The sequence below is a fragment of the Blautia sp. NSJ-140 genome, from assembly GCF_022868965.1.
Lineage (GTDB): Bacteria > Bacillota > Clostridia > Lachnospirales > Lachnospiraceae > Blautia_A.
This window is the reverse complement of the sequence record NZ_JALIFS010000002.1, coordinates 73,560-97,757: the sequence shown is the minus strand read 5'-3', so window position 1 is coordinate 97,757 and position 24,198 is coordinate 73,560. Positions and strand designations below refer to the sequence as shown.

Genomic DNA, 24,198 nt, shown 5'->3' with positions numbered 1-24,198 from the left:
CGCAGAAAAACACAGAATCAACAGAAGTAACAAAAAGGAGTAACTACAGCAACAATGAACAAAAAAGCATACAAAGCACTTGAATACTATAAAATCATAGATCTGCTCACAGACAAGGCCTCCTCCCCCATGGGAAAAGATCTCTGCAGGAAGCTTACCCCTTCCACGGACATTGATGAAATCCGGTCCATGCAGTTACAAACACACGATGCCCTTGCCCGCCTGTTCAAAAAAGGCGGCATTTCCTTCGGCAGTGTCAAGGATATCCGTGGCACATTAAAACGTCTTACTGTGGGAAGCGCTCTGAATGCACCGGAGCTGCTTTCTGTCTGCAGTCTTCTCGAGAATACCGGTCGTGTAAAGGCCTATTCCAGAAATGATCGTGATGACGGAATGACTGATTCCCTTGATGGAATGTTTGCGGCACTGGAGCCTCTGACGCCCCTCAGTACAGAAATCCGCCGCTGTATCCTTTCTGAGGATGAGATAAGTGACGATGCCAGCAGTACACTTCGTCAGATCCGCCGCAGCATCAAAGCCACCAACGACCGGATACACACCCAGCTTTCTTCTCTGGTTGCAGGAAGTGCCAGGAATTATCTTCAGGATTCCGTTATCACCATGCGTGACGGTCGCTACTGTATCCCAGTAAAAGCTGAATATAAAGGGCAGGTTCCCGGTATGATCCACGACCAGTCCGCCACTGGCTCCACCCTTTTCATTGAGCCCATGGCTGTCGTCAAGCTAAACAACGACATCCGCGAGCTGGAGCTGAAAGAGCAGAAAGAGATCGAAGTGATCCTTGCATCCTTAAGCCAGCAGGTAGCTGCTGAGCTGGAGGCTATTCACGCAGATCTTTCCATCATGGTACAGCTGGATTTTATTTTTGCCCGTGCTGCACTTGCCATGGACATGAACGCCAGTGAACCTATTTTCAACACAGAAGGCCGGATCCGGCTTCGCCAGGCCCGTCATCCACTGATCGATAAGAAAAAAGCCGTTCCTATTGACATCCGTCTCGGAGATGATTTTGACCTCCTGGTTGTCACCGGACCAAACACCGGTGGTAAAACTGTTTCTCTGAAAACCGTAGGTCTTCTTACCATGATGGGACAGTCGGGTCTCCATATCCCGGCGCTCGATCGTTCCGAACTTGCACTTTTCCGCGAGGTTTATGCTGATATCGGAGATGAGCAGAGCATTGAACAGTCCTTAAGTACCTTCTCCTCTCATATGACAAACGTGGTTTCCTTCCTGAAATCCGCAGATCAGGATTCCCTGGTCCTCTTCGATGAGCTTGGTGCAGGTACTGACCCTACAGAGGGTGCCGCTCTTGCCATTGCGATCCTGTCACATCTTCACGAGCAGGGTATCCGTACCATGGCGACCACCCATTACAGCGAACTGAAGATCTACGCCCTCTCCACTCCGGGTGTGGAAAATGCCTGCTGTGAATTCGATGTAGAAACCTTACGTCCGACCTACCGCCTTCTGATCGGTGTTCCCGGAAAAAGTAACGCATTTGCCATTTCTTCCAAGCTGGGGCTTCCGGATTTCATCATCGACAAAGCAAAGGAACAGATCAGCGAGCAGGATGAATCTTTTGAAGATGTTCTGACATCCCTGGAGCAGAGCCGTGTCACCATCGAAAACGAGCGTGCTGAAATTGCCCGTTATAAAGAACAGGTAGAAGATCTGAAAAAATCCCTTCAGGAAAAAGAAGAAAAGCTTGATGAACGTAAAGAGCGGATTCTCAGAGAAGCCAATGAACAGGCACATGCGATCCTCCGCGATACCAAGGAATACGCAGATCAGACCATGAAGCTTTTCCATAAATTCCAGAAGGATCACGTAGATACCGCTTCCGTGGAAAAAGAGCGCCAGAACCTGAAAAAACGTATGTCAAAAGCCGAAACTGGAATGTCTTCCAAACAGCAGAAGCAAAAGCCAAAAAAACAGCTGAAACCATCCGATCTTTCTCTTGGCGATACCGTAAAGGTGCTCAGCCTTAATCTCAAGGGAACAGTTTCCAGTCATCCGGATTCCAAAGGATATCTCTTTGTGCAGATGGGTATCATCCGTTCCAAGGTTCATATCTCCGATCTGGAGCTTGTGGATGAACCGGTGATCACCACTCCGTCCATGCAGCGCACCGGTGCCGGAAAGATCCGTATGTCCAAGGCAGCCAGCATTTCCACAGAGATCAATCTTCTTGGAAAAACCGTAGATGAGGCAGTTGCAGAGCTGGATAAATATCTGGATGACGCCTATATCGCACACATGAAATCCGTCCGTATCGTTCACGGAAAAGGTACCGGTGCCCTCCGCAAAGGTGTCCACAATTACCTGAAGCGCCAGAAGCACGTAGCTTCCTTCCGTCTCGGCGAATTCGGAGAAGGCGATGCCGGCGTGACCATTGTAGAATTCAAGAAATAAAAAAGGAGCTGAAACCATGGCTACAAAACAGAAAATCCTCATTGTTGACGATGACAACAACATTGCAGAGCTGGTTGCTCTCTATCTCACAAAAGAATGCTTTGAGACTAAGATCGTAAATGACGGCGAGGAAGCCCTGAAGCAGTTCCATATTTTTCACCCGGATCTGATCCTTCTGGATCTCATGCTTCCGGGCATTGACGGATACCAGGTATGCCGTGAGATCCGTCACACCTCCGATGTACCGATCATTATGCTTTCCGCCAAGGGAGAAACCTTTGACAAAGTCCTGGGACTGGAGCTTGGAGCGGATGATTACATCATCAAGCCTTTTGACTCCAAAGAGCTGGTGGCACGTGTCCGTGCGGTACTGCGCAGATTTCATGTAAAATCTCCGTCTGCCGCGCCAAAGGAAAAATGTGTTTCCTATCCGGATCTGGTGATCAACCTAACCAACTATTCTGTAACTTATATGGGACACCAGATTGATATGCCGCCAAAGGAGTTGGAGCTTCTCTATTTCCTGGCAGCTTCTCCCAATCAGGTTTTCACAAGAGAACAGCTTCTGGATCACATCTGGGGCTATGAATACATTGGTGATACCAGAACCGTAGACGTTCACATCAAACGTCTCCGTGAAAAGATCAAGGATAACCCAAACTGGGCTCTTTCCACAGTCTGGGGAATCGGTTACAAATTTGAGGTAAAGGATTCATGAAACTGCATCTTTATACTAAACTGCTGATCCTGTACTTTATGCTGGGCGGAATCTGCTTTCTGCTGCTTTCCTCCGGCGGCTCCTACCTGGTAGAAAAAAGGCTGGAGCGCTCTACCGGAGAGTCTCTTTACCGCACTGCCAGCCAGCTGGTTTCCAAAAATGAACTTCGTCAGGCTGTAAAAAGCCCCAAAAACGAATCCCTCATCCTGGCTCTTTCCTCAGCAGCAGCCTTTCAAAATGCAGATTTCTGGGTTATGGATACAGATGGGACCGTTCTGATAAACACAAACCAGCAGTCCTCTGATTCCGGTGCTATCACCGTCAGGAGCTTCCGGCCGGAAGATTACGAAGATACTTGCTATTCTTCCGGTACGTTTTACGGGACATTAAAAACCGCACAGTTAAGCACAGTTGTTCCCATAAAAGATACAGATCTGGTGATCGGTTATCTGGTGATCCACTATCCTATGAAAAACCTCTACGAAAGCCGCAGCAATATCGTAGAGGTTATGGTACTGATCTTTATTGTGATCTATGCACTGTTTTTCAGTTTTCTTCTGATCTATTTTTACAGGGTCCATAAACCTCTGAAAGAAATCTTAAAGGGTGCCCTGGAATTTGCCAACGGAAATCTTTCCTACACGATCCCCGTAGATTCTGAAGATGAGATGGGATATCTTTCCCACTCCCTGAATTACATGGCAGACAAGCTGAACAAAAACGGAGAGTATCAACGGCAGTTCATTTCCAATGTGTCCCATGATTTCCGATCACCTCTGACCTCCATCAAAGGCTATGTGGAAGCCATGCTGGACGGTACCATCCCACCGGAAATGCAGGACCGTTATCTAAGGGTCATTGCTTTTGAATCCACCCGTCTGGAGAAGCTTACCCGAAGTCTCCTTACCTTAAACGAACTGGATGTCAAAAAGCGTATGATGCATATGCGGCGTTTTGATATCAATGAAACGATCCGTACCACAGCCGCCACCTTTGAAGGAATCTGTACGGAACGAAACATCCGTCTGGAGCTCTTCCTTGCGGGAAAAGAGCTTTTTGTCCGTGCAGATATGGAACAGATCCAGCAGGTACTATACAATTTATTGGACAATGCAGTAAAATTCAGCAGTGACAATTCTTCCATCACACTGGAAACCACCGTCAACCATGGCAAGGTTTTTGTCTCAGTCAAAGACCATGGAACCGGAATTCCAAAGGAAAGTCTTTCCAGGATCTGGGACCGTTTCTATAAGATCGATGTCTCCCGTGGAAAAGACCGCAAGGGTACCGGGCTTGGCCTTGCCATTGTAAAAGAGATCATCAACGCTCATAAACAGAATATCAATGTGATCAGCACCGTAGGTGTTGGAACAGAATTTATCTTTACACTGGAAAAAACAAAATAAAACATCAAAAAACCTCTGGTCCGGAAGGCTGTAAAAGAAATATCTCTCAATATCTCCTACAGTATTTCCAGATCAGAGGTTTTTATTTACTCTTTGCAGGCTTATTTCCAGTCGTAATTTCTCAGATGGCCTTCCAGATTCATATGCGTAAAATTATGCTGTCGCAGCGCCTCATAAAGCACAATGGCAACTGAATTGCTTAAATTCAGGGAACGGATATCTCCGATCATCGGGATCCGCACGCAGGTTTCCTGATTGTTTACCAGAATATCCTCCGGGATTCCCGCACTCTCCTTGCCAAACATAATGAAACAGTCATCCTCATACTGCACATCTGTATAAGTCTGAGGTGCCTTAGTGGTTGCGTAATAAATCTTTGCTCCCGGATTCTTTTTGAGAAAATCCTCGTAGTCCAGATATCTGGTCACATCCAGTTGTTCCCAATAATCCATACCTGCACGCTTGATGGCCTTTTCATTCAGGCGGAAACCAAGCGGTTCGATCAGATGCAGCCTGGTTCCTGTTGCCACACAGGTTCTGCCGATATTTCCTGTATTTGCCGGAATTTCCGGCTCATGGAGCACAATATTCAAAACTCCCATTTATTATTTTCCTCTTTTCTACATAACATTAAATATACAAAATATGCATTCGCAATCCGCTTCGCTGCTTGCTCATGAAATCAAAAGCCAAGCTTTTTGATTTCATCTTCTGCCGGCCGTTCCAGATATCTGGCATTTCCGCCGCTGTAAAGAAGCCTGTCATTTCCGGAATCGGTCTGTCCGATCACTGCTGCCATGATCCCCTCTCGCCGCAGCTGCTGCACAAACGCATCGCCTCCACGGATTCCCAGAAGAATACTTCCGCCGGAAAGGAGCTTGTACGGATTCACATCAAAGATCTCACAGATCTCTATGGTTTCCTGTCGGATGGGTACACTCCGAAGATCTGCACTAAGACCTACCCCGGATGCCTCCGCCATTTTCCAGAGGGCAGCAAGAAAGCCACCTTCTCCCATCAGATATCGGGCACTGGCTCCGGATTCTTCCGCCATTTTCCAGATCTTATTATTCTCTTTTTCTGTTCCTATTCCGTAAACCTCCGGAAGCTTCACAACATCCTCTAGAAACCGTTCTGCAAAAACATCCCGCAGTCTGTCATGATAATTCTTTGTGATCCATGCAGTTCCTTCTGCAGCCACAGGGCCTGCCACGATCAGCTCATCTCCCGGCATAAGCCGCCCGTCTATTTCTGCCTGAAGCGCCTCCAGTGCCTTTTTTCCAAGTTTCATAACTGCCGCCTTAATAAATGATAAGCGAAATCACAGTCGGAACTACCATTGCCAGTACCAGAATAACTGCGATGATCGCTGTGATCACTTTCCTTTTTTTCGGATCAAACATTCCCATAATTATTATTCACCTCATCTGTAATATCCGTTAATTGTGCATTGTTGGTCAAAGGATCCCTGTCTGTATAATCAAAAAGAAGCCTCTTTCCATCCCGGAACACCTCGATATGGGCGGTTTTCGGGATTTTTTTTGCTTTCCGGTAATCCCAGATCTGCCGCTCATACGGCTTCTGGTCTGAAGCAAAGGATGGCCTGCTCTTTAAATTCTCTCGAAGATACAGATCGAGGAGCATTACATCGGAAAGTGCTTCCGGCGGGATCTCTTTCTGTTCTCCGGCAAACTCCATAAGAATCTCATAGCGCCTCATTCTGGAATGAGAGATCTCCGAGTAACCTTTTTTCTCATAAAATCTGCCAAGTGCCTCATACATCCGGAAAGGATCGTCAAAATACTTCTCCAGAAATACAAGGGTATTTTTGAACTGCCCACTATTATAATACACTTCCACCATACTTTCCACCATTTTCAGCCTTAAAATCTCCCCGTAGGTCAGCCAGGCTGTGGAAAGTACCTCATAGGGTTCCCGATCCTTGTAAAGAATCTGATATTCCCCTGTCATTTCCATCATGTGTGATCCCTTCAGCACCTTCAGAAAACCAAGCTGAAACTGTTCCGGACGCAGTGCGTAAACATCGCAGAAGGACTTGTGGAAGCTGTCGTATCCCTCATAGGGAAGTCCTGCGATCAGATCCAGATGCTGGTGGATATTTCCAAAGCTGTGGATCTGCTCTACAATCCCTTTCAGCTTTTCAAAATCCATGGTTCTCCGAATGGCTTTGATGGTCTGAGGATTGGTGGACTGTACACCAATCTCCAGCTGGATCAGTCCCGGACGCATGGTTTTCATCAGCGCCAGCTCCTCCGCACGGAGAAGATCTGCTGAAATCTCAAAATGAAAATTGGTGATCCCGTTATCATTCTCCGTAATATACCTCCAGATCTCCATGGCATGGTCATGCTTGCAGTTGAAGGTACGATCCACAAATTTGACCTGAGGAACTTTATTATCAATAAAAAACTGCAATTCCTTTTTTACAAGCTCAATATCACGGAACCGAAGCTTCTTATCTATGGAAGAAAGGCAGTAGCTGCAGGAAAAGGGGCATCCCCTGCTGCTCTCATAATAAATAATGCGGTTTTTAAACTCTGTAAGATTGCTGTATGCAAACGGAACTTTACTTAAATCCATCAATTCCCGCCAGCCCGTGTGTACAATATCCCTGCCTTTGTTTTCATCACGAAAAGCCACTCCGCGGATCCCGCTCAAAGTTTCCGGTTTTCTTTCTATATAATAACCTGCCAGTTCATGGAAGGTTTCCTCTCCTTCTCCCACCATCACTCCAAAAAACGCAGGATTCTTTTTCAGAAATTCCACCGCATCGTAGGATACCTCCGGGCCTCCTGCCCAAAGCTCCACCTGTGGAAGGATTTTCTTAAGATCCGGCACCAGCTCCCTGACAAAGGAAATATTCCAGATATAGCAGGAAAAGCAGACCACATCCGGCTGCTCCAGATAAATATCTTTTAAAATGTCATCCCTGATCTGATTGATCGTATACTCTTTGACCACAACCCTGGAGCTGTATTCTCCGGAACAGGATTTCAGGTTATATACCGCAAGATTGGAATGGATATATTTTGCATTGCATGCTGCAAGTAAGATTTTCAAATTTTATATTCTCCTAACTTCTGTCGGATAATTTCTTTCCCCGGCAGTTTTCATTATTTCTCTGTTGATCCTTTTCGCTTTATGATTATAACGTTCCCTCCACCGGATGTAAATAGAAAAACAGGGGTTAGAGACATACCGCGCGAATTTATGCGATCAGCATAAATTCTGTGCATCGCGAAGCGTGTTGCTGAGAACGGAGTGAACAGTAACAAACAGGGATTTCCCTCCTGCCACAAAAATGCCGTTTTTGTTGTATTTCCATCCAAACAGCGTTAAAATGAGTACTATATATTTTTATAAAGGAGTAATCTTTTTATGGATCGAAACAGCTGTCTGAATTATTTTCAGGCGTTTCCCTTCTGGGAACATATGACTGAAGAAGATCGGAATTTTCTTCTTGATAACATTCGCGAGCTTCATTACCCGGCAGGTGCTGCCATACAGTCTGAAGAGCGCCAGTGCCTGGGAACTCTTTTTCTTCTGAAGGGAGTTCTCCGCGTTTATCTACTGTCCGCTCAGGGAAAAGAGGCCACCCTGTACCGTTTAAGGGACAGTGATATCTGCACTCTTTCCGCCTCCTGCATGCTTTCTGCCATTACATTTGATGTACAGATCGATGCAGAAACAGACTGTGATCTGCTTCTGCTTCCGGCAGTTCCTTTTTCCCGGCTGATGAAAAACAATATCTATCTGGAAAACTTCATCTACAAACGGACAACTGAACATTTCTCAGATGTGATTGCAGGAATCGAACGGACATTTTTTATGACCCTGACTCAGAGGATCGCAGCCTTTCTTCTGGATGAAGCTGCAGATACCGGTTCCGATGAGCTCGCTCTCACACAGGAAGCCATCGCCCGCTCCATCGGAAGTGCCAGAGAAGCTGTCAGCCGCAGCCTTAAAAAAATGAATAAAGACGGCTCTATCCAGATCTCACGGGGATCGATCCGCATTCTGGATAAAAGACGTCTTTATGAAATGATGAATACTTTTTAATTTGAAGATGTTTTAGGTGCCGGCTGCAGAATCCACCAGAACAGCATCGGCATAATAGTCATTACCGGCCACATATAACGGATCAGTCCATTTACCGGAGAAACAAGACATATCAGTATATTCAGCACCGGTATGGCAAAGATCAGGAGTTTTTTCCATTGTTTCTTCACCAGAAGATACCCCATCAGCAACAGAGTAAGCCAGGTATACGTTCCTGCACTTAAGATAAGTCCCAGGCCAGGTGTGCGCATCCATAATTCATCATAAAGCCGGAATATATACTGGATTTTTTTTGGTCCAACATAACTGACATCGATCCCGGCTTTCTTCTGATACATTTTATCTATGTAGAACCGGTACACGCCCTGCTGTCCTCTTCCCATATGGAACGGATCATTATAACTGTAAATATTATTCAATGTTGCCTGGATATATACTCCCGGATGACGACGGAACATGGCAAACCAGGCTTTAAAATAATCCTTCATGTATCCATCCAATTTAGGATCATCATCATTATCTCTGAACCTGAATGTAATTTTCACAGGATCCGACAGTTCCGGATTATACTTCTCGGCAAGAACATCATAATCCAGGATCCTGTTGATCGCTTTCTTCTCACTTGCGGTTACATCATCCGGATATTCTCTCAGATATCGGGCAGTCTGCTGAAACGGTACCGAAAGCATTTCACATCGGGATCCAGGTGCCACGCCAAGGGCAGGTGCTGCCCCCTTTTCTACACCCAGATAACAGGCAAAAACACAGACAGCCACAATAAATGCATATTTCCTCGCTCCCTTTACCAGGAAGAAAAACAAAAGGATCAAAGAAGGCAGGACCAGATGAATGCCATTATTTCGGGTAAGACAGACACTGATTCCCAGAAGAAATAAATATACTGCCTTTCTCTTGGAAAAGGAATGACAAATATCTATATACACTGCAAAATACAAAGTAATGACTGCCGTATACAAGCCATCTTTGATCACTGCCTGCGCATAGCTTCCAAATATGGGAACAAATGCAAACAGCAGAACAGTACCAAAAAGTATCCATTTTGGAGCCTTCCATCTGTACAGATAGCGGACTACCGCACTGTAACACCAGATTTCCACAGAAGTAAACACAATGACGATCAGAAATACTCCAAAATTATAACACCAGATAGTTTTTCCAAGTGTCAGCAGTCCACCCATGATCATCGTCAGAACCCATGGATGATGATTGTCCAGCGGCATAGCTCCCAAAAATACATCCAGCTGCCGAAATCCATCTGCCGGGATCGAACCCGGGAGAAATGCCAGGATAAACGGTGTCCATCCAATGATCATAGATATCTTTGCCAGGCGGAACCACATTACCTCTTCCTCTCTGGCCGGGATACGCCCGCAGGCCTTTCGGAAAAACTCCATCTCAGGAATCCTCCAGAAATAAGTGATTCCCATATCACAGATAATATAAAATCCTATAAAACATCCGGCTGAGATCAGGATCTGTTTCTTTGCGCCAAACAGAAAATCCCAGTTTCCATTTGTAAAATAAGAAGTTCCAAGAAGCATTCCCGCTGAAAAGATCACTGCCAAAACATGTGCCTGCCAGTTTCTGTATTTCCGGTAGCCCTCCCATCCTTTCACGTATAAAATAAGAAGCAGGATCCATGCAAGTAAGCTCGTGCATCCCAATCCATTATAAACATTGCTCATTTTCTCTGCAGAAGTATTGCCATCCATTGGAAGACCCGTAAAAGAAAAGGCCAGCGCTGTGATCATTGCCGCGATCACAGGCACTGCATTCTTTTTTATTATTTTCTCATCCATATTTTATTAACCCTTGTTTAAAATTTTCAGTAAGCCAACAATGCTCTGGAAACCATTTCGGTTCCCAGAGCTGTATCTGTTTTTTCTGTTTTCTGTTTTGGTTACTGAAGCGCTGCCTCAAGCTCTGTCTTTGATGTCAGTCCCACAAAACGTGCGGTCTCTTTTCCTCCTTTGAATACCAGCAGTGTAGGGATACTCATGATCTTGTACTGCTGTGCCAGTGATGGCTCTTTGTCTACGTCAACCTTGCCAACTTCATATCCGGCTTCTGCAAGTTCTTCCACGACCGGAGCCTGGCGTCTGCATGGTCCGCACCAGGTTGCCCAAAAATCTACCAGTACCGGCTTTTCTGCATTTAATACCTCAGTTTCAAAATTGTCTGTTGTAAAAACTTTTGCCATGATAAAATTCCTCCTTGATCCTGTATTTGTTTTTTTTAATTTCAGCTTATGCCTCCGCTTTCAAAAGCTTCCGCACATACCGACAGGCAGAAAGTCCTGCCTGGGCACCGTCATGAACAGCTTTTGCCACCTGGAGAAGTCCACCGGTGCAATCACCTGCTGCATACAGCCCCGGAACTGTAGTCTCCATCTCTTCATTGATCCGGATATTTCCTTTTTCATTCAGCTCCGCGCCGATCTGGCGGGCCATCTCCGAGCTTCCGGCTGTACCAAGCGCTACAAAGACTCCCTCTGCCGGCACAAAAGAATCTTCTCCGGCACCTGCCTCCTGCATGGACACATCACTTTTCAGGCGGATGCCTGAAACACGTTCATCCCCTTCGATTGCCTGGATCTTCATGGTATTAACCGGAAGCTGATTTTCTCTTGAAAATTCCGGTTTCTTTCCATCTGTAAAGATCGTCACACGGGAAGCGGTATGAGAAAGTTCTTCTGCTTCATGAAGAGCAAAATCACTGCTTCCAAGCACTGCCACTTCTTTTCCTCTGTAAAAAAATGCGTCACATACTGCGCAGTAGCTGACACCTTTTCCCTCAAATTCCTTTACTCCCGGAATCCTGGCAGAAGCTCTCCTGCTTCCGGTTGCCAGGATCACACTGCGTGCCTCAAAATCTCCTGCGGTAGTTTTCACCTCAAAAGTATCAAAACCACCCATTCCCACAACCTGGGCATCCAGGATCCGTACTCCAAGTGCTCTTGCCTGGGCAAGACCTCTTTCAAAAAGCTCTCTGCCGGACAATGGCTGCTCCAGTCCGTAATAATTCTCGATCTTCTCTGCTTTTTCCAGTGAACCGATCCCTGTATTTATAATCAGTGGATTCATATTTCCCCTTGCCGCATAAAGTGCTGCCGAGATCCCGGCCGGACCTGCTCCTATGATAATGATATTCTCCATTTCAGACACCTGCTTTCTTCTTCATTTGGATCTGTTCTATAATATACGCTTCGCATTGGTCTGTTTCTGTGATCAGGTCACTTTTCCTTCACAGAAGTCATTATACCACATTCCCCAAAAATTACACCCTTTTTTCAATAGCTTTTATTTGCGTCTGTTTCTCTTCTATGCTATTATTATAACGTCTTTAAACCAATTAAATGAACCAAGATGATACCCCTGCGGGATCATAAAAAGGAGCCTAATCTCTATGAGAAATTTTGAATATTTTACCCCTACCCGGGTTATTTTCGGGAAAGATACACACCTTAAGATCGGCACTGTTCTAAAAGAGCAGAACTGCAGCAAAGTACTGATCCATTATGGCAGCCACAGTGCAGTAAGCTCCGGTCTGATCGATGAGATCCGATCTTCTCTGGATGAAGCTGGTATCTCCTATGTCACTCTTGGCGGTGTGGTTCCTAATCCCCGTCTCTCTAAGGTACGTGAGGGTATTGAGCTTTGCCGCAAAGAACAGGTTGATTTTCTTTTGGCTGTTGGCGGTGGCAGCGTTATTGATTCCTGCAAGGCCATCGGCTATGGACTTGCCAATCCGGATACAGATGTATGGAACTTTTTTCTCCGCACCGAAACCCCAAAAGCCTGTCTTCCCGTAGGCGTTATCCTGACGATCGCAGCTTCCGGAAGTGAAATGAGCGGATCCTGTGTGATCACCAATGAAGATGGCTGGCTGAAACGGAGTAGTGCCCGCAACGATCTGTGCCGCCCACGTTTTGCTATTTTAAATCCTCGACTCACCTATAACCTGCCACAATATCAGACCGAAAGCGGCTGTGTGGATATCCTGATGCATACTATGGAACGGTACTTTGTAAATATCGAAACCATGGAGATCACCGACAGTATCAGCGAATCTCTGATGCAGACCGTGATCTATAACTCCCGGATCCTGATGAAGGAGCCGGATAATTATACTGCACGGGCAGAGATCATGTGGGCCGGCAGCCTTTCCCACAATGGACTTACCGGCTGCGGAACAGGCGGTGGTGACTGGGCCTGTCACCAGCTGGAGCATGAACTGGGCGGCACCTACGATGTAGCTCACGGAGCTGGTCTTGCCGCTTTGTGGGGAAGCTGGGCACGTTACGTTTATGATGCAAATCCGGAACGCTTTGCCCAGTTTGCAGTCAATATATTTGACATTCCCTGCAGTACTGACTTCAACAAAACTGCCCTTGCCGGCATTGAAGCCATGGAAGATTATTTTCGTTCCATCCAGATGCCTACCAGCCTTCATGAGCTTGGTCTTGATCTTACAGAAAAGGAGATCCATGATCTGGCGTTTAAATGCAGCTTTGAAGACACCCGTACCATCGGTGTGTTCAAACAGCTGAACATGAAAGATATGGAAAAAATCTATCTTGCTGCCAGATAAATCTGTAGCCATAATATTGCAGATGTTTTTTTGAAAATCAGATTTTTCAGAAAAACATCTGCTTTTTTTATTTTCCCCTTGCATTCTCTACATAAATGTGTTAAAGTAACAAAGTACTCGAAAGAGACATGCCCAGATAGCTCAGTTGGTAGAGCAGAGGACTGAAAATCCTCGTGTCGCTGGTTCGATTCCGGCTCTGGGCATTATTTTTTTACTCTGATCGCAGAATAGCCTCTGCTGGTCAGAGTTTTTTTATACAAAAAAACTGCTGCAAATCCCTTATGGAATGGAATCTACAGCAGTCTTTTTCTGATCACTGAAGCAAATATACTTCTGTATAAAACACACCCTTCTGCTCTGCTTCGGAATGTGTTGCCACATATACGTCGATACAATTGGTCCGGATTGCTCCTCCACAGTCCTCTGCAACATAAACCTGGCCATTGATCACTACTTTGGAACCGTATGGGATCTGACTCGGATCCACTGCGATCGTACGGTTGGTAGTGGCCGTTACTCCTGTGGAAGTAATTCCATTCGCCCATGGTCCGCAGCAGATGCTGCACGGACAATAATGCGTGATCCGGAATGTTCCCAGTGGTTTCAGTGTCGCGTCAGAAGATACTGATACCGGTGTTCCGATCTGTACGCCAGCTGCGGTACTTCCGGAACCACCTGTGGAAGTTACACCATCCACTGCATCCGCAAAAATCCCTTCTCCGGAACTCTTGGTAAGGGATCCTGCTTTTGTGTTCTTTTCCTGCTCTGCCTTGGCCACTTCCGTAGCCTGATAACCTTCCAGACAGCTGGTCGGAATATATCCGACGTGATCTGAACCACTGTCATCTGTGTAAACGATCCTGCTCCAGATAGCATCTACCGTACCTGTTCTTTTCAACTCATCATCCTGAAGGACCTCTCCTACAACCTCTCCGTCTTTCTTGCCGGGATAATCCAGGATATCACTGTCCTGTGCCGCTGTAACTGTATCCGTAAATTTATTTACGATCTCTGTATCACTGAGCACGCTGTCCGAAACATAACCGATGATCTTGTCCGCACCTTTCTTTTGGAAGGTCACCTTGCTCCAGCCATTGTCACAGACTGCAACTCTTTCAAGCTTCGTTCCCAGGATCACAGAACGCAGCTCTGTACCACTGTCTCCCGGATTGGACCGGATTAACGTATTTTTCGCTGTAACATAAAGCGTATCATTCTTCGCCAAAACATTTACTGTATTTCCCGCCCCATCATCAATCTGAAACTGCTGAGGTGTTTTTTTCTCCTGTGTATATGTATCCAATGTTGCTTCATATCCCAGTACCTCTGCAGATACTGATGCAGGGAAAAGCATAGAAGCACATAAAATAACTGCCAGAAGCTTTTTTCGCATGAAATCTTGCCTCCTTTTTTCCGGCATTCTACGGTTTGTCCCGACTATCATAGCATATCAGATCATATTTTGCAATTTCACAGGACAGTCTTCAGAAATTTTTAACAAAAAGATCATATTTTTTAACTGGTCAAATCTATCCGTAACGGATACAATACATATATGAATACAAAACACAAGAAACCAACCCTTACTAAAAAACAACGCCACAGACTCCGTGTACAGCAGGTACGCAGGCAAAAGATCTTTCTGACATGTCTTTTTCTGCTGATCGTGGTCTGTATCCTTCTGCGTTTTCCCAGATTTTCCGGCAGGCAGGAGGAAACCCCTCAGATCAATGCAGCCTGTGAAGCTTATCGCGATGAGGTTTCCAGCGAAGCAGCACAATATGATATGTCCGACTATGTAGACCTTCTCCTGGCTGTGATGATGCAGGAAAGCTCCGGGCAGGGTACCGATCCCATGCAGTCCTCAGAAGGAGCCTACAATGCCAGATATCCTCAGCAGCCCAATGGTATCACAGATCCTTCTTACTCTATTTCCTGTGGCATCCAGGAACTGAAATATGCTCTGGATAAAGCCGGCTGTACCGGTCCGACTGATCTTTCCAAAATCCGTCTGGCTCTGCAGGCATACAATTTCGGAGCCGATTCCTATTTTGCTTATCTGGAGGAGAACGATCAGACTGTGTGGACGGCCCAAAGTGCCCAGGCCTTTGCCCAGATGGCAAGCGGCAACACACAACGTGATGAAGATGATCCCCTTCACGATCCTGCAGGTCCATGGGACTATGGTGACCAATACTATCCGGATCATGTTTTGCGCTATTACCACTTAGACAATAACTCATAAGCCACCGAAATATTGTCATATACAAGGTCTATTTCAGATGTCTGGAATAAACTTTATATGTTGTATATAATTTCAAAAAAATTCCAAAAAACATTTGACAGAATATAAAATCTATGCTAATATATGTCTTGTCGCTGAGGGAAATGCTTGAAGCGATAAGGCATATGCGATAGTGGCGTAGTTGGTAACGCGCGACCTTGCCAAGGTCGAGACCGCGGGTTCGAGCCCCGTCTATCGCTCTTTAGAACTCTGATTTTTCAGAGTTCTTTTTTTTGCTGATTTATACCCGCTTTCAATCATATGGATATTCACAGCCTGTTGAAAACTATCCTTCTTCAATCAAAAAGTCCCGAATCTGATTTCTTTTTTCCAGAAATTCAGATTCGGGACTTTATATTTTTTATCTTTTATTTCAGCCGCTTATCATGGTCACGATATATATCTTTTAGTGGTGGAAAAGGCGGATTCCAGTAAATGCCATCACCATTCCATACTTATTACATGTATCGATAACTGCGTCATCACGGACAGATCCGCCCGGCTCTGCAATATATTTTACACCGCTCTTATATGCGCGCTCAATATTATCACTGAACGGGAAGAATGCATCGGATCCCAGGGTCACGCCGGTAAGACCATCCAGCCATGCTCTCTTCTCTTCTTTTGTGAACACTTCCGGCTTCTCTGTGAATGTCTTTTCCCACGCACCATCTGCAAGGACATCCATATATTCCTCACCAATGTAAACATCAATGGCATTATCTCTCTCCGCACGTGTGATCGTGTCTTTAAACGGAAGCTCCAGTACCTTCGGGCACTGACGGAGATACCAGTTATCTGCTTTCTGGCCTGCAAGGCGTGTACAGTGTACACGGGACTGCTGTCCTGCACCAACGCCGATAGCCTGTCCGTCCTTAACAAAGCATACGGAATTGGACTGTGTATATTTCAGGATGATCAAAGAAACCTTCATATCTCTCTTGGCTTCTTCCGTAAGCTCTTTATTCTCTGTTACAATATTGGAGATCAGCGCATCATCAATTGCCAGCTCCTGGCGGCCCTGCTCAAAAGTAACTCCAAATACCTGTTTGTGCTCCAAAGGTTCCGGAACATAGTTTTCATCAATCTGGATCACATTGTAATTGCCTTTTTTCTTCTGCTTCAGAATTTCAAGAGCCTCCTCTGTATATCCAGGTGCGATCACACCATCAGAAACTTCTCTCTTGATGAGCATTGCGGTATCTTTGTCGCAGATATCAGAAAGAGAAATGAAATCACCAAATGATGACATACGATCTGCACCTCTTGCTCTTGCATATGCACATGCAAGCGGAGAAAAATTCTTCCAGTCCATATCGTCTACCCAATAGATCTTTGCCAGTGTCTCATTCAGTGGGAGTCCGATGGAAGCACCTGCCGGAGATACATGCTTAAATGAAGTTGCTGCCGGAAGTCCGGTTGCTTTCTTAAGGTCACGTACCAGCTGCCAGCCATTAAAAGCATCCAGGAAGTTGATGTATCCTGGTCTTCCGGAGAGTACCTGGATCGGAAGCTCACTTCCATCTGCCATATAGATCTTTGATGGTTTCTGATTTGGGTTACATCCATATTTTAACTGTAATTCTTTCATGAAAAAGCTCCTCCGTTCTCTGTGATATCCCTATTTTCTTATTTATTCTTGTTTACAATCCTGGATTCATATTTTCCTGTCTCAATGTCAATAAAACGAACAAAGAGAGAAACTTTATTATCCTGGTTCAGGCTCTTCCAGAGGAGATCCGCAAATTCATCAATATCGCTTGGGATCTCTACCAGCTTCGGCTCTCCCTCGAAACTTGGAAGTGGATTTCCATCACATTTATAAGTATGGATAAAACGTCCCTGTCCTGCTGCCGCATTCTCATAGGCGAATGTATAACGAAGACAGGAATCCGGATTTCCGTTATTGCTCTTTAAAATAGACATCGCATAATTGAATTTACCGTTTTCAACATGAAGAACGCCTGAAATACGAGGTGTATAGTTCGGCGCATCCGGCTCAAACTCTCTGCTGCGGAGAGACTGTTCAAAGGTAAGCTGTCTGTCCATTCCCTCATAGATCGTATCTGTCTGATCACCATTTGTTACAATGGTCTTATTTCCAAGGACACGTACCGGTGCATAGATGATCAGGCTCGGGTCTGTAAGCTTGGATGGATCAAAAGCCTGTGTACGGATTCCTTCCCCATCCTCAACAAAAATACGGTTTCTGCTGTTCTCGCTTCTTCCCATAATAAAATATGCAGTAACTGCATGTTTCCCGTCAGCGGAACGTCCGATCACAATTCCTCTTCCCGGATAGGAATTTTCTTTCAGTTCTTTTTCAAGTGAAAATGTCGTCATTTTTCACAGTCCTCCTTGTCTAATGTAAGGCCCAGGGCTTATCCCAGGATATGAACGGTAACAAAAAACCGCCTGGACACCCCTTATCAGGCTGCCCAGGCGGTCGGCTTCTCACTTCACTGCACTCCCTGTAGGTGATCCTACTTTCCGCCAGTCATGCAGCTTCTGCTGTTATACTACAATACTTCTTCTTAATTTTCAAGCCCCTATTTTCAGAAATTATTTTTCCAGACTTCTTGTTGCTCACAAAATAAACAATAACACTTTATTTCCCCTGTAATGCATAATCTGTCTGGATCTGTGCGGCAATGTCTGATTTCATCTGGATCCATGCATCGAGATTCTCCACGTAATACTTCGGACAGTCTTTACCTGTAACATCATAATGACGGATCACCTGATCCGAAGTCAGCCCAAAGCGTGTACAAAGCCACGCTGTCAGCTTTACCGTCGAATCATAGGTTGCTGTATTAAACTGCCCTGTTTCATCCGGATGGCAGCATTCAATGGATATGGTATCTACATTTCTGGAATTTGTGGCATAGGATATTTCCGAGGTAGGAATACATTGTACCACTTCTCCCTCCAACCCTATCACAAAATGACTGCTGACTTTGTTGTCCTGTGTTGTCGCAAGATTTTCAAAATAATTCCGGTTGGATACGGCAGTAGATCCCGGATTGGCCGTATAATGAATGGCTATATAATTTACCTGTTCGATAGAAATCTGTGGTCTGGAATAGGAATTCGGTGTCAGAAGCTCCACATCAATAAAAGGCGCTCCTTCTGCCTGCCATTGTTCCGGCCCGCCATTTCCGCTGGCATTCCCGGATATTTCTTCCTGTCCGGACTGAGTTTCACTCTGTTCCATGCGCATCTCCAAAAATGCGTATCCTAACACACACGCAGCAAAAGCAACGATCACAATGATAAATATCAGCACAACCCTTTGCAGGATCTTGATCGGATTCTTTTTTCTCAAAGACTTCTTTTTTCTTCTGGAAGACTCGGAGGAAGTTTTCTTTACGGAAACAGGCCGCCCGCTACGGGACGGCCTGGGTGACTTTTTACCGGTCTTACCTTTTTTTCCTTTATTATTCATCTACACTGTAGTTTGGAGCCTCTTTTGTGATGTGGATGTCATGTGGATGTGACTCTTTAAGAGATGCAGCTGAAATCTTGATGAATCTGCCTGTTGTCTTAAGCTTCTCAATATTCTCTGCTCCACAGTAACCCATACCGGATCTTAAACCACCGATCAGCTGGAATACGGTATCCTCAACGTGTCCTTTATACGCAACACGACCCTCAACACCCTCCGGCACAAGCTTCTTGGCATTCTCCTGGAAATAACGGTCTTTGCTGCCATTCTCCATAGCTGCGATAGATCCCATTCCACGATATACTTTATATTTTCTTCCCTGGTAAAGCTCGAATGTTCCCGGGCTCTCATCGCATCCTGCGAACATACTTCCCATCATGCAGACATTGGCACCTGCTGCGATGGCCTTGGTGATATCTCCGGAATATTTGATACCGCCGTCTGCAATGATCGGGATTCCGTAGCTGTTAGCCACTTCATAACAATCCATAACTGCAGTAACCTGCGGAACACCAATACCTGCAACAACACGTGTTGTACAGATAGATCCCGGTCCGATACCAACTTTGACTGCATCTACTCCGGCCTCGATCAGAGCCTTGGTAGCTTCGCCTGTTGCAACATTACCTGCGATTACCTGAAGTTCCGGATATACTGTCTTGATCTCGCGGACTGCTTTTAAAATGTTTTCTGAATGACCATGTGCAGAATCAATTACGATCACATCTACATTAGCCTTCACAAGCGCATCAACACGTGCAAGCACATTTGCTGTGATACCAACCGCAGCACCACAGAGAAGTCTTCCCTGTGCATCCTTGGCTGCAAGCGGATACTTAATCTGTTTCTCGATATCCTTGATGGTAATGAGTCCTTTTAAATTAAAGTCATCATCTACAATGGGTAATTTCTCCTTACGGGATTTCGCAAGGATCTTCTTGGCATCCTCAAGTGTGATTCCTTCCTTAGCTGTGATCAGTCCTTCTGAAGTCATGCACTCCTTGATCTTTCTGCTGAAATCTGTCTCAAATTTAAGATCACGGTTTGTGATAATACCTACCAGTTTTCTGCCTTCTGTGATCGGAACACCGGAAATACGGTATTTCGCCATCAGATCATTGGCATCCTTCAGTGTATGCTCTGCTGAAAGATAAAACGGATCGGTGATAACACCGTTCTCAGAACGTTTAACTTTGTCAACCTCTTCTGCCTGTGCCTCAATGGACATATTCTTGTGAATGATACCGATACCACCCTGTCTGGCCATAGCAATTGCCATTCTGTGCTCTGTAACTGTGTCCATTCCCGCACTCATCATGGGGATATTCAGCTTTACTTTCTTGGTTAAATACGTTGAAACATCAACCTGATTCGGAATTACTTTAGAATAAGCCGGAACCAGCAGGACGTCATCAAACGTAATGCCTTCACCAATAATAGTACCCATTGCATTTCCTCCCTTTGTGTAAGATATTTTAAATTTGTGAACTAGTGTAACAAAAAACAAGATTCATGTCAATCCAAAAAAACTTTACTCGGTGCAGAATTTTTCATAGTATTGGCAAGTTCATCATCCAGCTCCAGGATCACCTTGCAGGTTTCTCCGCTGTCTCTTACGATCATGGCATAGCGCTTATGATCCTCAATACCTGAGGAAAAGTCTATGGTTTTCATCTTCTGATTTCCGTTGTAATAATCCATTCTGTGGGATTTCAGAGGTGCCACAAGATCAGCCTCCGCAAGCTGGAGTGATTTTACTCTTTTTCTCTTTGACTTGGACATGATCATATCAATATCCAGTTCCCCGTTAACAAACAGATATTCATATTCCAGGTCTGTTTTCGGAATTACAAAATAACATGCAACACCAAGAGCGATAGCCGGAACCAGAAGAAGTGCATTCAGCACCAGACCTCCCAGAACCATGATCACGGTCAGTGCAATAAGACCGTATTTTACAACAAGATCCTTCCCTGTCTGTTTCTTCTTTACCAGAAGTTCTGAATATAAGTCACTCATTTGCTTCTTCCTTTCGTAATTTACTGATTTCTTTTGATTATAACACAAAAAGAGAGCCGCGTCCATGACGCAGGCCCTCTCATTTTGTAAATTATTTACCTGCCTGATTGAAATTACATCATTCCCATTCCCGGGTTTGGTGCCGGAGCAGGAGTATCTTCCTTGATCGTGGAAACTACAGCTTCTGTTGTAAGGAGTGTAGATGCAACGCTTGTTGCGTTCTGCAGAGCACTTCTTGTAACTTTAGCCGGGTCAAGAATTCCGTTCTCAACCATATTTACATATTTCTCATTCAGAGCATCGAAACCAGTTCCAACCTCAGACTCTCTTACTTTGTTGATGATAACAGAGCCTTCCAGTCCTGCATTTGCGGCAATGTGGAACAGCGGAGCCTCAAGAGCTTTCATGATCACAGCTGCACCTGTCTTCTCGTCTCCCTCAAGTGTTGCAACAAGTTTTGCAACTTCTTTGGATGCATGGATGTAAGCGGATCCGCCACCTGCGATGATACCTTCCTCAACAGCTGCTCTTGTTGCTGCAAGAGCATCTTCCAGACGAAGTTTTGCTTCCTTCATCTCTGTCTCAGTAGCAGCACCTACACGGATAACAGCTACGCCGCCAGCCAGTTTTGCAAGTCTCTCCTGAAGTTTCTCTTTATCAAACTCAGATTTTGTCTCCTCGATCTGTGCACGGATCTGAGCAACACGTTTTGCGATGTCTTCTTTATCTCCAAGACCGTCAACGATAACGGTGTTCTCTTTTGCAACTTTAACAGATTTTGCACGTCCAAGCTGCTCCATCTTAGCTTCTTTCAGGTCAAGGCCAAGCTCGTCGGAGATTACCTGTCCGCCTGTCAGGATTGCGATATCCTGAAGCATCTCTTTTCTTCTGTCGCCATAACCAGGAGCTTTAACAGCTACTACCTGGAATGTTCCTCTCAGTTTGTTAACGATCAGGGTTGTAAGAGCCTCACCCTCAACATCCTCAGCGATGATGAGAAGTTTTGCACCTGCCTGAACGACCTGCTCAAGAAGCGGAAGGATCTCCTGAATATTGCTGATCTTCTTATCTGTGATCAGGATGTACGGATCATCAAGAGTTGCCTCCATCTTCTCCATATCTGTTGACATGTATGCGGAAATATATCCACGGTCAAACTGCATACCTTCTACCAGATCAAGCTCTGTATGCATTGTCTTGGACTCCTCAACAGTGATAACACCATCTTTGGAAACTTTCTCCATAGCGTCTGCAACAAGCTGTCCAACCTGCTCATCACTTGCAGAGATTGCAGCTACATTAGCAATCTGAGCTTTTCCGTTGATCGCCTGGCTCATGTTTTTGATTGCTTCTACTGCAACATCTGTTGCTTTTTTCATTCCTTTTCTGAGGATAATCGGGTTTGCGCCTGCAGCCAGGTTCTTCATTCCCTCATGTACCATTGCCTGTGCAAGTACGGTTGCTGTTGTAGTACCATCACCAGCTACATCATTTGTCTTGGATGCAACTTCTTTGATGATCTGGGCACCCATATTCTCAAATCCGTCCTCAAGCTCAATCTCTTTTGCAATGGAAACACCATCGTTTGTGATAAGCGGAGCACCGAAAGATTTGTCAAGGACTACATTCCTTCCTTTCGGTCCAAGTGTCACTCTTACTGTATCTGCAAGTTTATTTACACCAGCTTCAAGTGCTGCTCTTGCTTCTGCGCCATATTTAATCTCTTTTGCCATGATAAAATGACCTCCTATTTATATTGATATACGATAAGATGTTTATATTATTTAATGATTGCCAGGATATCTTCCTGCTTTACAATAATATAATCAGTTCCATCCATCTTTACTTCTGTTCCTGCATATTTGGAATAGATAACAGTATTTCCGACTTCTACTTCCATTTTTACTTCTTTCCCGTTTACAACTCCGCCAGGTCCAACTGCAATAACCTCTGCCTGCTGTGGTTTCTCCTGTGCCTGTCCCGGAAGCACAATCCCGGATGCTGTTGTTTCTTCTGCTTCAACCTGTTTTAATACTACTCTGTCGCCTAAAGGTACTAACTTCATGATCTATGTTCCTCCTTTATAAGTTCCATCTTCGTCTGCTAGCACTCACTTTCTACGAGTGCTAATCACTATGGCTATATTAGTGAATTTCACATATTTTCGCAACCCTTTTAAGATATAGTTTTTCTATATTATTCTAATTTTATCTCTTTAATACTCTTTTTTTCTCTTGTTTTCTTAATTTCATTATTTATTTTGATTTTATGAAACAGACAAAAAAGAGACTCCCACGATAACGGGAAGTCTCTTTTGTCACGTTCTTTATCTTATATCAAGCATCTGACAGTGCTGATCACATTATGCCTTCTTGCTTCTCTGTGCTTTTATCTCCTCAAGCTCATCAAAGATCACTTCATTAAGAACTTTAATGTAAGTTCCCTTCATACCGGATGAACGGGATTCGATCACACCTGCACTCTCGAATTTACGCAATGCATTTACGATCACAGATCTGGTGATACCTACACGGTCAGCGATCTTGCTGGCAACCAGGATACCCTCATCCCCATCCAGCTCATCAAAGATATGGATGATCGCCTCAAGCTCTGAGAAGGACAGTGTACTGAATGCCGATTTAACGATCTGCTGTTTTCTGTCTTCTTCCGCGTTCTCATCATGAACCGCACGCATCATTTCCAGGCCTACAACTGTTGTACCATACTCGCTGACGATAATATCTTCAATATCATAGGGATGATCATTGCGGTACATGAATAACGTTCCCAGTCTCTCACCTGCAATATCGATCGGATTCACGATTCCCTGATAATTTCCGGGTACATGCTCAAAGCCAAGTGTCTGGAGATTGACATTCTCCTTTGTGGAAAGAACACCAAGAAATCTCTCATTTAATAACGGGTCGATATGTCCGCCAATCTTGTCATCGATCAGCTCTGTGATCTCATCCACACCCGGGCAGATACTGACTCCCAGAACCTTACCTTTCTTACTGAGTACCAGGATATTGGAACTTAAGGTTTCCATGAGCACCTGACAAATGTCGTTAAACACTACCTTGCTTGAGCTGCTGTTATGCAGAAGCTTATTGATTTTTCTAGTTTTATCTAGCAACTGAACGCTCATTTTTCCTCCTTTCACTTTCGTACCTTGAAAGAAATCGTTTTTCTAGTCTAA

General features: G+C 44.9%; 21 protein-coding genes, 2 tRNA genes and 1 riboswitch. Of the genes, 8 read left to right on the top strand and 15 right to left on the bottom strand.

From position 1 onward, the window contains the following. Nucleotides 1-54: 54 nt before the first annotated feature. The 3 genes from MUB50_RS02925 to MUB50_RS02915 are packed head-to-tail and all read left to right on the top strand — an operon-like array spanning nucleotide 55 to nucleotide 4,560. Nucleotides 55-2,436 (top strand): endonuclease MutS2, encoded by a 2,382-nt coding sequence (locus tag MUB50_RS02925; protein WP_118514664.1) that lies wholly within the window; start codon nucleotides 55-57, stop codon nucleotides 2,434-2,436. 16 nt (nucleotides 2,437-2,452) lie between these two features. Beyond that, entirely contained in the window at nucleotides 2,453-3,154 is a 702-nt protein-coding gene (locus MUB50_RS02920) for a response regulator transcription factor (RefSeq protein ID WP_015524367.1), read from the top strand. Beyond that, the gene (locus MUB50_RS02915) at nucleotides 3,151-4,560 is read left to right on the top strand and encodes a sensor histidine kinase (protein ID WP_244790040.1); all 1,410 of its coding nucleotides are present in this window, start codon (nucleotides 3,151-3,153) and stop codon (nucleotides 4,558-4,560) included. The genes MUB50_RS02920 and MUB50_RS02915 overlap by 4 nt, the downstream gene beginning before the upstream one ends. 101 nt (nucleotides 4,561-4,661) lie before the next feature. Here the strand turns inward: MUB50_RS02915 and trmL are convergent, their stop codons facing one another. The 3 genes from trmL to MUB50_RS02900 all read right to left on the bottom strand — a co-directional run bounded on the left by trmL (nucleotide 4,662) and on the right by MUB50_RS02900 (nucleotide 7,641). Beyond that, on the bottom strand, nucleotides 4,662-5,162 hold the full coding sequence (gene trmL, locus MUB50_RS02910) for a tRNA (uridine(34)/cytosine(34)/5-carboxymethylaminomethyluridine(34)-2'-O)-methyltransferase TrmL (RefSeq protein WP_118514668.1): 501 nt from the start codon (nucleotides 5,160-5,162) through the stop codon (nucleotides 4,662-4,664). Between the two features lie 80 nt (nucleotides 5,163-5,242). Beyond that, complete coding sequence (locus MUB50_RS02905) at nucleotides 5,243-5,851, bottom strand: AIR synthase-related protein (protein WP_244790038.1); 609 nt, start codon at nucleotides 5,849-5,851, stop codon at nucleotides 5,243-5,245. A gap of 104 nt (nucleotides 5,852-5,955) precedes the next feature. Next, nucleotides 5,956-7,641: a B12-binding domain-containing radical SAM protein gene (locus tag MUB50_RS02900; protein ID WP_244790036.1), complete on the bottom strand. Its 1,686-nt coding sequence runs from the start codon at nucleotides 7,639-7,641 to the stop codon at nucleotides 5,956-5,958. Nucleotides 7,642-7,959: 318 nt separating this feature from the next. Between MUB50_RS02900 and MUB50_RS02895 the strand changes: the two genes are divergently transcribed. Next, a complete protein-coding gene (locus MUB50_RS02895; protein WP_021651802.1) occupies nucleotides 7,960-8,640 on the top strand; it encodes a Crp/Fnr family transcriptional regulator in 681 nt (226 codons plus the stop codon). Here the strand turns inward: MUB50_RS02895 and MUB50_RS02890 are convergent. From MUB50_RS02890 to MUB50_RS02880, 3 genes are all read right to left on the bottom strand, one after another. Further along, entirely contained in the window at nucleotides 8,637-10,460 is a 1,824-nt protein-coding gene (locus MUB50_RS02890; RefSeq protein ID WP_244790034.1) for a DUF6020 family protein, read from the bottom strand. The two genes, MUB50_RS02895 and MUB50_RS02890, sit on opposite strands and share 4 nt — an antisense overlap. Nucleotides 10,461-10,561: 101 nt before the next feature. After that, nucleotides 10,562-10,864 (bottom strand): thioredoxin, encoded by a 303-nt coding sequence (trxA, locus tag MUB50_RS02885; protein ID WP_417030033.1) that lies wholly within the window; start codon nucleotides 10,862-10,864, stop codon nucleotides 10,562-10,564. Between the two features lie 43 nt (nucleotides 10,865-10,907). Beyond that, nucleotides 10,908-11,816 (bottom strand): NAD(P)/FAD-dependent oxidoreductase, encoded by a 909-nt coding sequence (locus MUB50_RS02880; protein WP_244790032.1) that lies wholly within the window; start codon nucleotides 11,814-11,816, stop codon nucleotides 10,908-10,910. A 250-nt stretch (nucleotides 11,817-12,066) separates the two neighbouring features. Between MUB50_RS02880 and MUB50_RS02875 the strand changes: the two genes are divergently transcribed. Both MUB50_RS02875 and MUB50_RS02870 read left to right on the top strand, forming a co-directional pair. Further along, nucleotides 12,067-13,251, top strand: a complete 1,185-nt coding sequence (locus MUB50_RS02875) for an iron-containing alcohol dehydrogenase (RefSeq protein WP_244790030.1) — start codon at nucleotides 12,067-12,069, stop codon at nucleotides 13,249-13,251. A gap of 130 nt (nucleotides 13,252-13,381) precedes the next feature. Further along, a tRNA-Phe gene (locus MUB50_RS02870) sits at nucleotides 13,382-13,454 on the top strand. A 110-nt stretch (nucleotides 13,455-13,564) separates the two neighbouring features. On the opposite strand, the gene MUB50_RS02865 is transcribed toward MUB50_RS02870, so the two are convergent. Then, nucleotides 13,565-14,644, bottom strand: coding sequence for a 3D domain-containing protein (locus MUB50_RS02865; RefSeq protein WP_244790028.1), 1,080 nt, complete (start codon nucleotides 14,642-14,644; stop codon nucleotides 13,565-13,567). A gap of 162 nt (nucleotides 14,645-14,806) precedes the next feature. Here MUB50_RS02865 and MUB50_RS02860 point away from each other — a divergent pair, with 162 nt between their 5' ends. Continuing rightward, on the top strand, nucleotides 14,807-15,496 hold the full coding sequence (locus MUB50_RS02860; protein WP_244790026.1) for a lysozyme family protein: 690 nt from the start codon (nucleotides 14,807-14,809) through the stop codon (nucleotides 15,494-15,496). Between the two features lie 166 nt (nucleotides 15,497-15,662). Further along, a tRNA-Gly gene (locus MUB50_RS02855) sits at nucleotides 15,663-15,735 on the top strand. 206 nt (nucleotides 15,736-15,941) lie between these two features. Here the strand turns inward: MUB50_RS02855 and MUB50_RS02850 are convergent. The 8 genes from MUB50_RS02850 to codY all read right to left on the bottom strand — a co-directional run bounded on the left by MUB50_RS02850 (nucleotide 15,942) and on the right by codY (nucleotide 24,147). Beyond that, nucleotides 15,942-17,126, bottom strand: coding sequence for a phosphoribosylaminoimidazolecarboxamide formyltransferase (locus MUB50_RS02850; protein WP_244790024.1), 1,185 nt, complete (start codon nucleotides 17,124-17,126; stop codon nucleotides 15,942-15,944). A 38-nt stretch (nucleotides 17,127-17,164) separates the two neighbouring features. Then, nucleotides 17,165-17,878, bottom strand: a complete 714-nt coding sequence (locus tag MUB50_RS02845; RefSeq protein ID WP_138277255.1) for an IMP cyclohydrolase — start codon at nucleotides 17,876-17,878, stop codon at nucleotides 17,165-17,167. Between the two features lie 86 nt (nucleotides 17,879-17,964). Further along, nucleotides 17,965-18,046, bottom strand: a riboswitch (ZMP/ZTP riboswitch). A 97-nt stretch (nucleotides 18,047-18,143) separates the two neighbouring features. Continuing rightward, on the bottom strand, nucleotides 18,144-18,860 hold the full coding sequence (locus MUB50_RS02840) for a peptidoglycan recognition protein family protein (protein WP_244790022.1): 717 nt from the start codon (nucleotides 18,858-18,860) through the stop codon (nucleotides 18,144-18,146). Between the two features lie 112 nt (nucleotides 18,861-18,972). Continuing rightward, nucleotides 18,973-20,427 carry an IMP dehydrogenase gene (gene guaB, locus MUB50_RS02835; RefSeq protein ID WP_118514690.1) on the bottom strand — a complete coding sequence of 485 codons (1,455 nt, stop codon included), beginning with the start codon at nucleotides 20,425-20,427 and terminating at the stop codon, nucleotides 18,973-18,975. Nucleotides 20,428-20,495: 68 nt separating this feature from the next. Next, on the bottom strand, nucleotides 20,496-20,999 hold the full coding sequence (locus tag MUB50_RS02830; RefSeq protein ID WP_118514692.1) for a DUF6106 family protein: 504 nt from the start codon (nucleotides 20,997-20,999) through the stop codon (nucleotides 20,496-20,498). Between the two features lie 113 nt (nucleotides 21,000-21,112). Beyond that, nucleotides 21,113-22,732: a chaperonin GroEL gene (groL, locus tag MUB50_RS02825; RefSeq protein ID WP_138277254.1), complete on the bottom strand. Its 1,620-nt coding sequence runs from the start codon at nucleotides 22,730-22,732 to the stop codon at nucleotides 21,113-21,115. A gap of 47 nt (nucleotides 22,733-22,779) precedes the next feature. After that, complete coding sequence (groES, locus tag MUB50_RS02820) at nucleotides 22,780-23,064, bottom strand: co-chaperone GroES (RefSeq protein WP_015524351.1); 285 nt, start codon at nucleotides 23,062-23,064, stop codon at nucleotides 22,780-22,782. A gap of 297 nt (nucleotides 23,065-23,361) precedes the next feature. Then, nucleotides 23,362-24,147 (bottom strand): GTP-sensing pleiotropic transcriptional regulator CodY, encoded by a 786-nt coding sequence (codY, locus tag MUB50_RS02815; protein ID WP_015524350.1) that lies wholly within the window; start codon nucleotides 24,145-24,147, stop codon nucleotides 23,362-23,364. Between the last annotated feature and the right edge of the window lie 51 nt (nucleotides 24,148-24,198).

Coding starts and splice junctions, on each gene's coding strand:
- MUB50_RS02925 (WP_118514664.1), top strand. CDS start 55: ATGAACAAAAAAGCATACAAAGCACTTGAATACTATAAAATCATAGAT.
- MUB50_RS02920 (WP_015524367.1), top strand. CDS start 2,453: ATGGCTACAAAACAGAAAATCCTCATTGTTGACGATGACAACAACATT.
- MUB50_RS02915 (WP_244790040.1), top strand. CDS start 3,151: ATGAAACTGCATCTTTATACTAAACTGCTGATCCTGTACTTTATGCTG.
- trmL (WP_118514668.1), bottom strand. CDS start 5,162: ATGGGAGTTTTGAATATTGTGCTCCATGAGCCGGAAATTCCGGCAAAT.
- MUB50_RS02905 (WP_244790038.1), bottom strand. CDS start 5,851: ATGAAACTTGGAAAAAAGGCACTGGAGGCGCTTCAGGCAGAAATAGAC.
- MUB50_RS02895 (WP_021651802.1), top strand. CDS start 7,960: ATGGATCGAAACAGCTGTCTGAATTATTTTCAGGCGTTTCCCTTCTGG.
- MUB50_RS02890 (WP_244790034.1), bottom strand. CDS start 10,460: ATGGATGAGAAAATAATAAAAAAGAATGCAGTGCCTGTGATCGCGGCA.
- MUB50_RS02880 (WP_244790032.1), bottom strand. CDS start 11,816: ATGGAGAATATCATTATCATAGGAGCAGGTCCGGCCGGGATCTCGGCA.
- MUB50_RS02875 (WP_244790030.1), top strand. CDS start 12,067: ATGAGAAATTTTGAATATTTTACCCCTACCCGGGTTATTTTCGGGAAA.
- MUB50_RS02865 (WP_244790028.1), bottom strand. CDS start 14,644: ATGCGAAAAAAGCTTCTGGCAGTTATTTTATGTGCTTCTATGCTTTTC.
- MUB50_RS02860 (WP_244790026.1), top strand. CDS start 14,807: ATGAATACAAAACACAAGAAACCAACCCTTACTAAAAAACAACGCCAC.
- MUB50_RS02850 (WP_244790024.1), bottom strand. CDS start 17,126: ATGAAAGAATTACAGTTAAAATATGGATGTAACCCAAATCAGAAACCA.
- MUB50_RS02845 (WP_138277255.1), bottom strand. CDS start 17,878: ATGACGACATTTTCACTTGAAAAAGAACTGAAAGAAAATTCCTATCCG.
- guaB (WP_118514690.1), bottom strand. CDS start 20,427: ATGGGTACTATTATTGGTGAAGGCATTACGTTTGATGACGTCCTGCTG.
- MUB50_RS02830 (WP_118514692.1), bottom strand. CDS start 20,999: ATGAGTGACTTATATTCAGAACTTCTGGTAAAGAAGAAACAGACAGGG.
- groL (WP_138277254.1), bottom strand. CDS start 22,732: ATGGCAAAAGAGATTAAATATGGCGCAGAAGCAAGAGCAGCACTTGAA.
- groES (WP_015524351.1), bottom strand. CDS start 23,064: ATGAAGTTAGTACCTTTAGGCGACAGAGTAGTATTAAAACAGGTTGAA.
- codY (WP_015524350.1), bottom strand. CDS start 24,147: ATGAGCGTTCAGTTGCTAGATAAAACTAGAAAAATCAATAAGCTTCTG.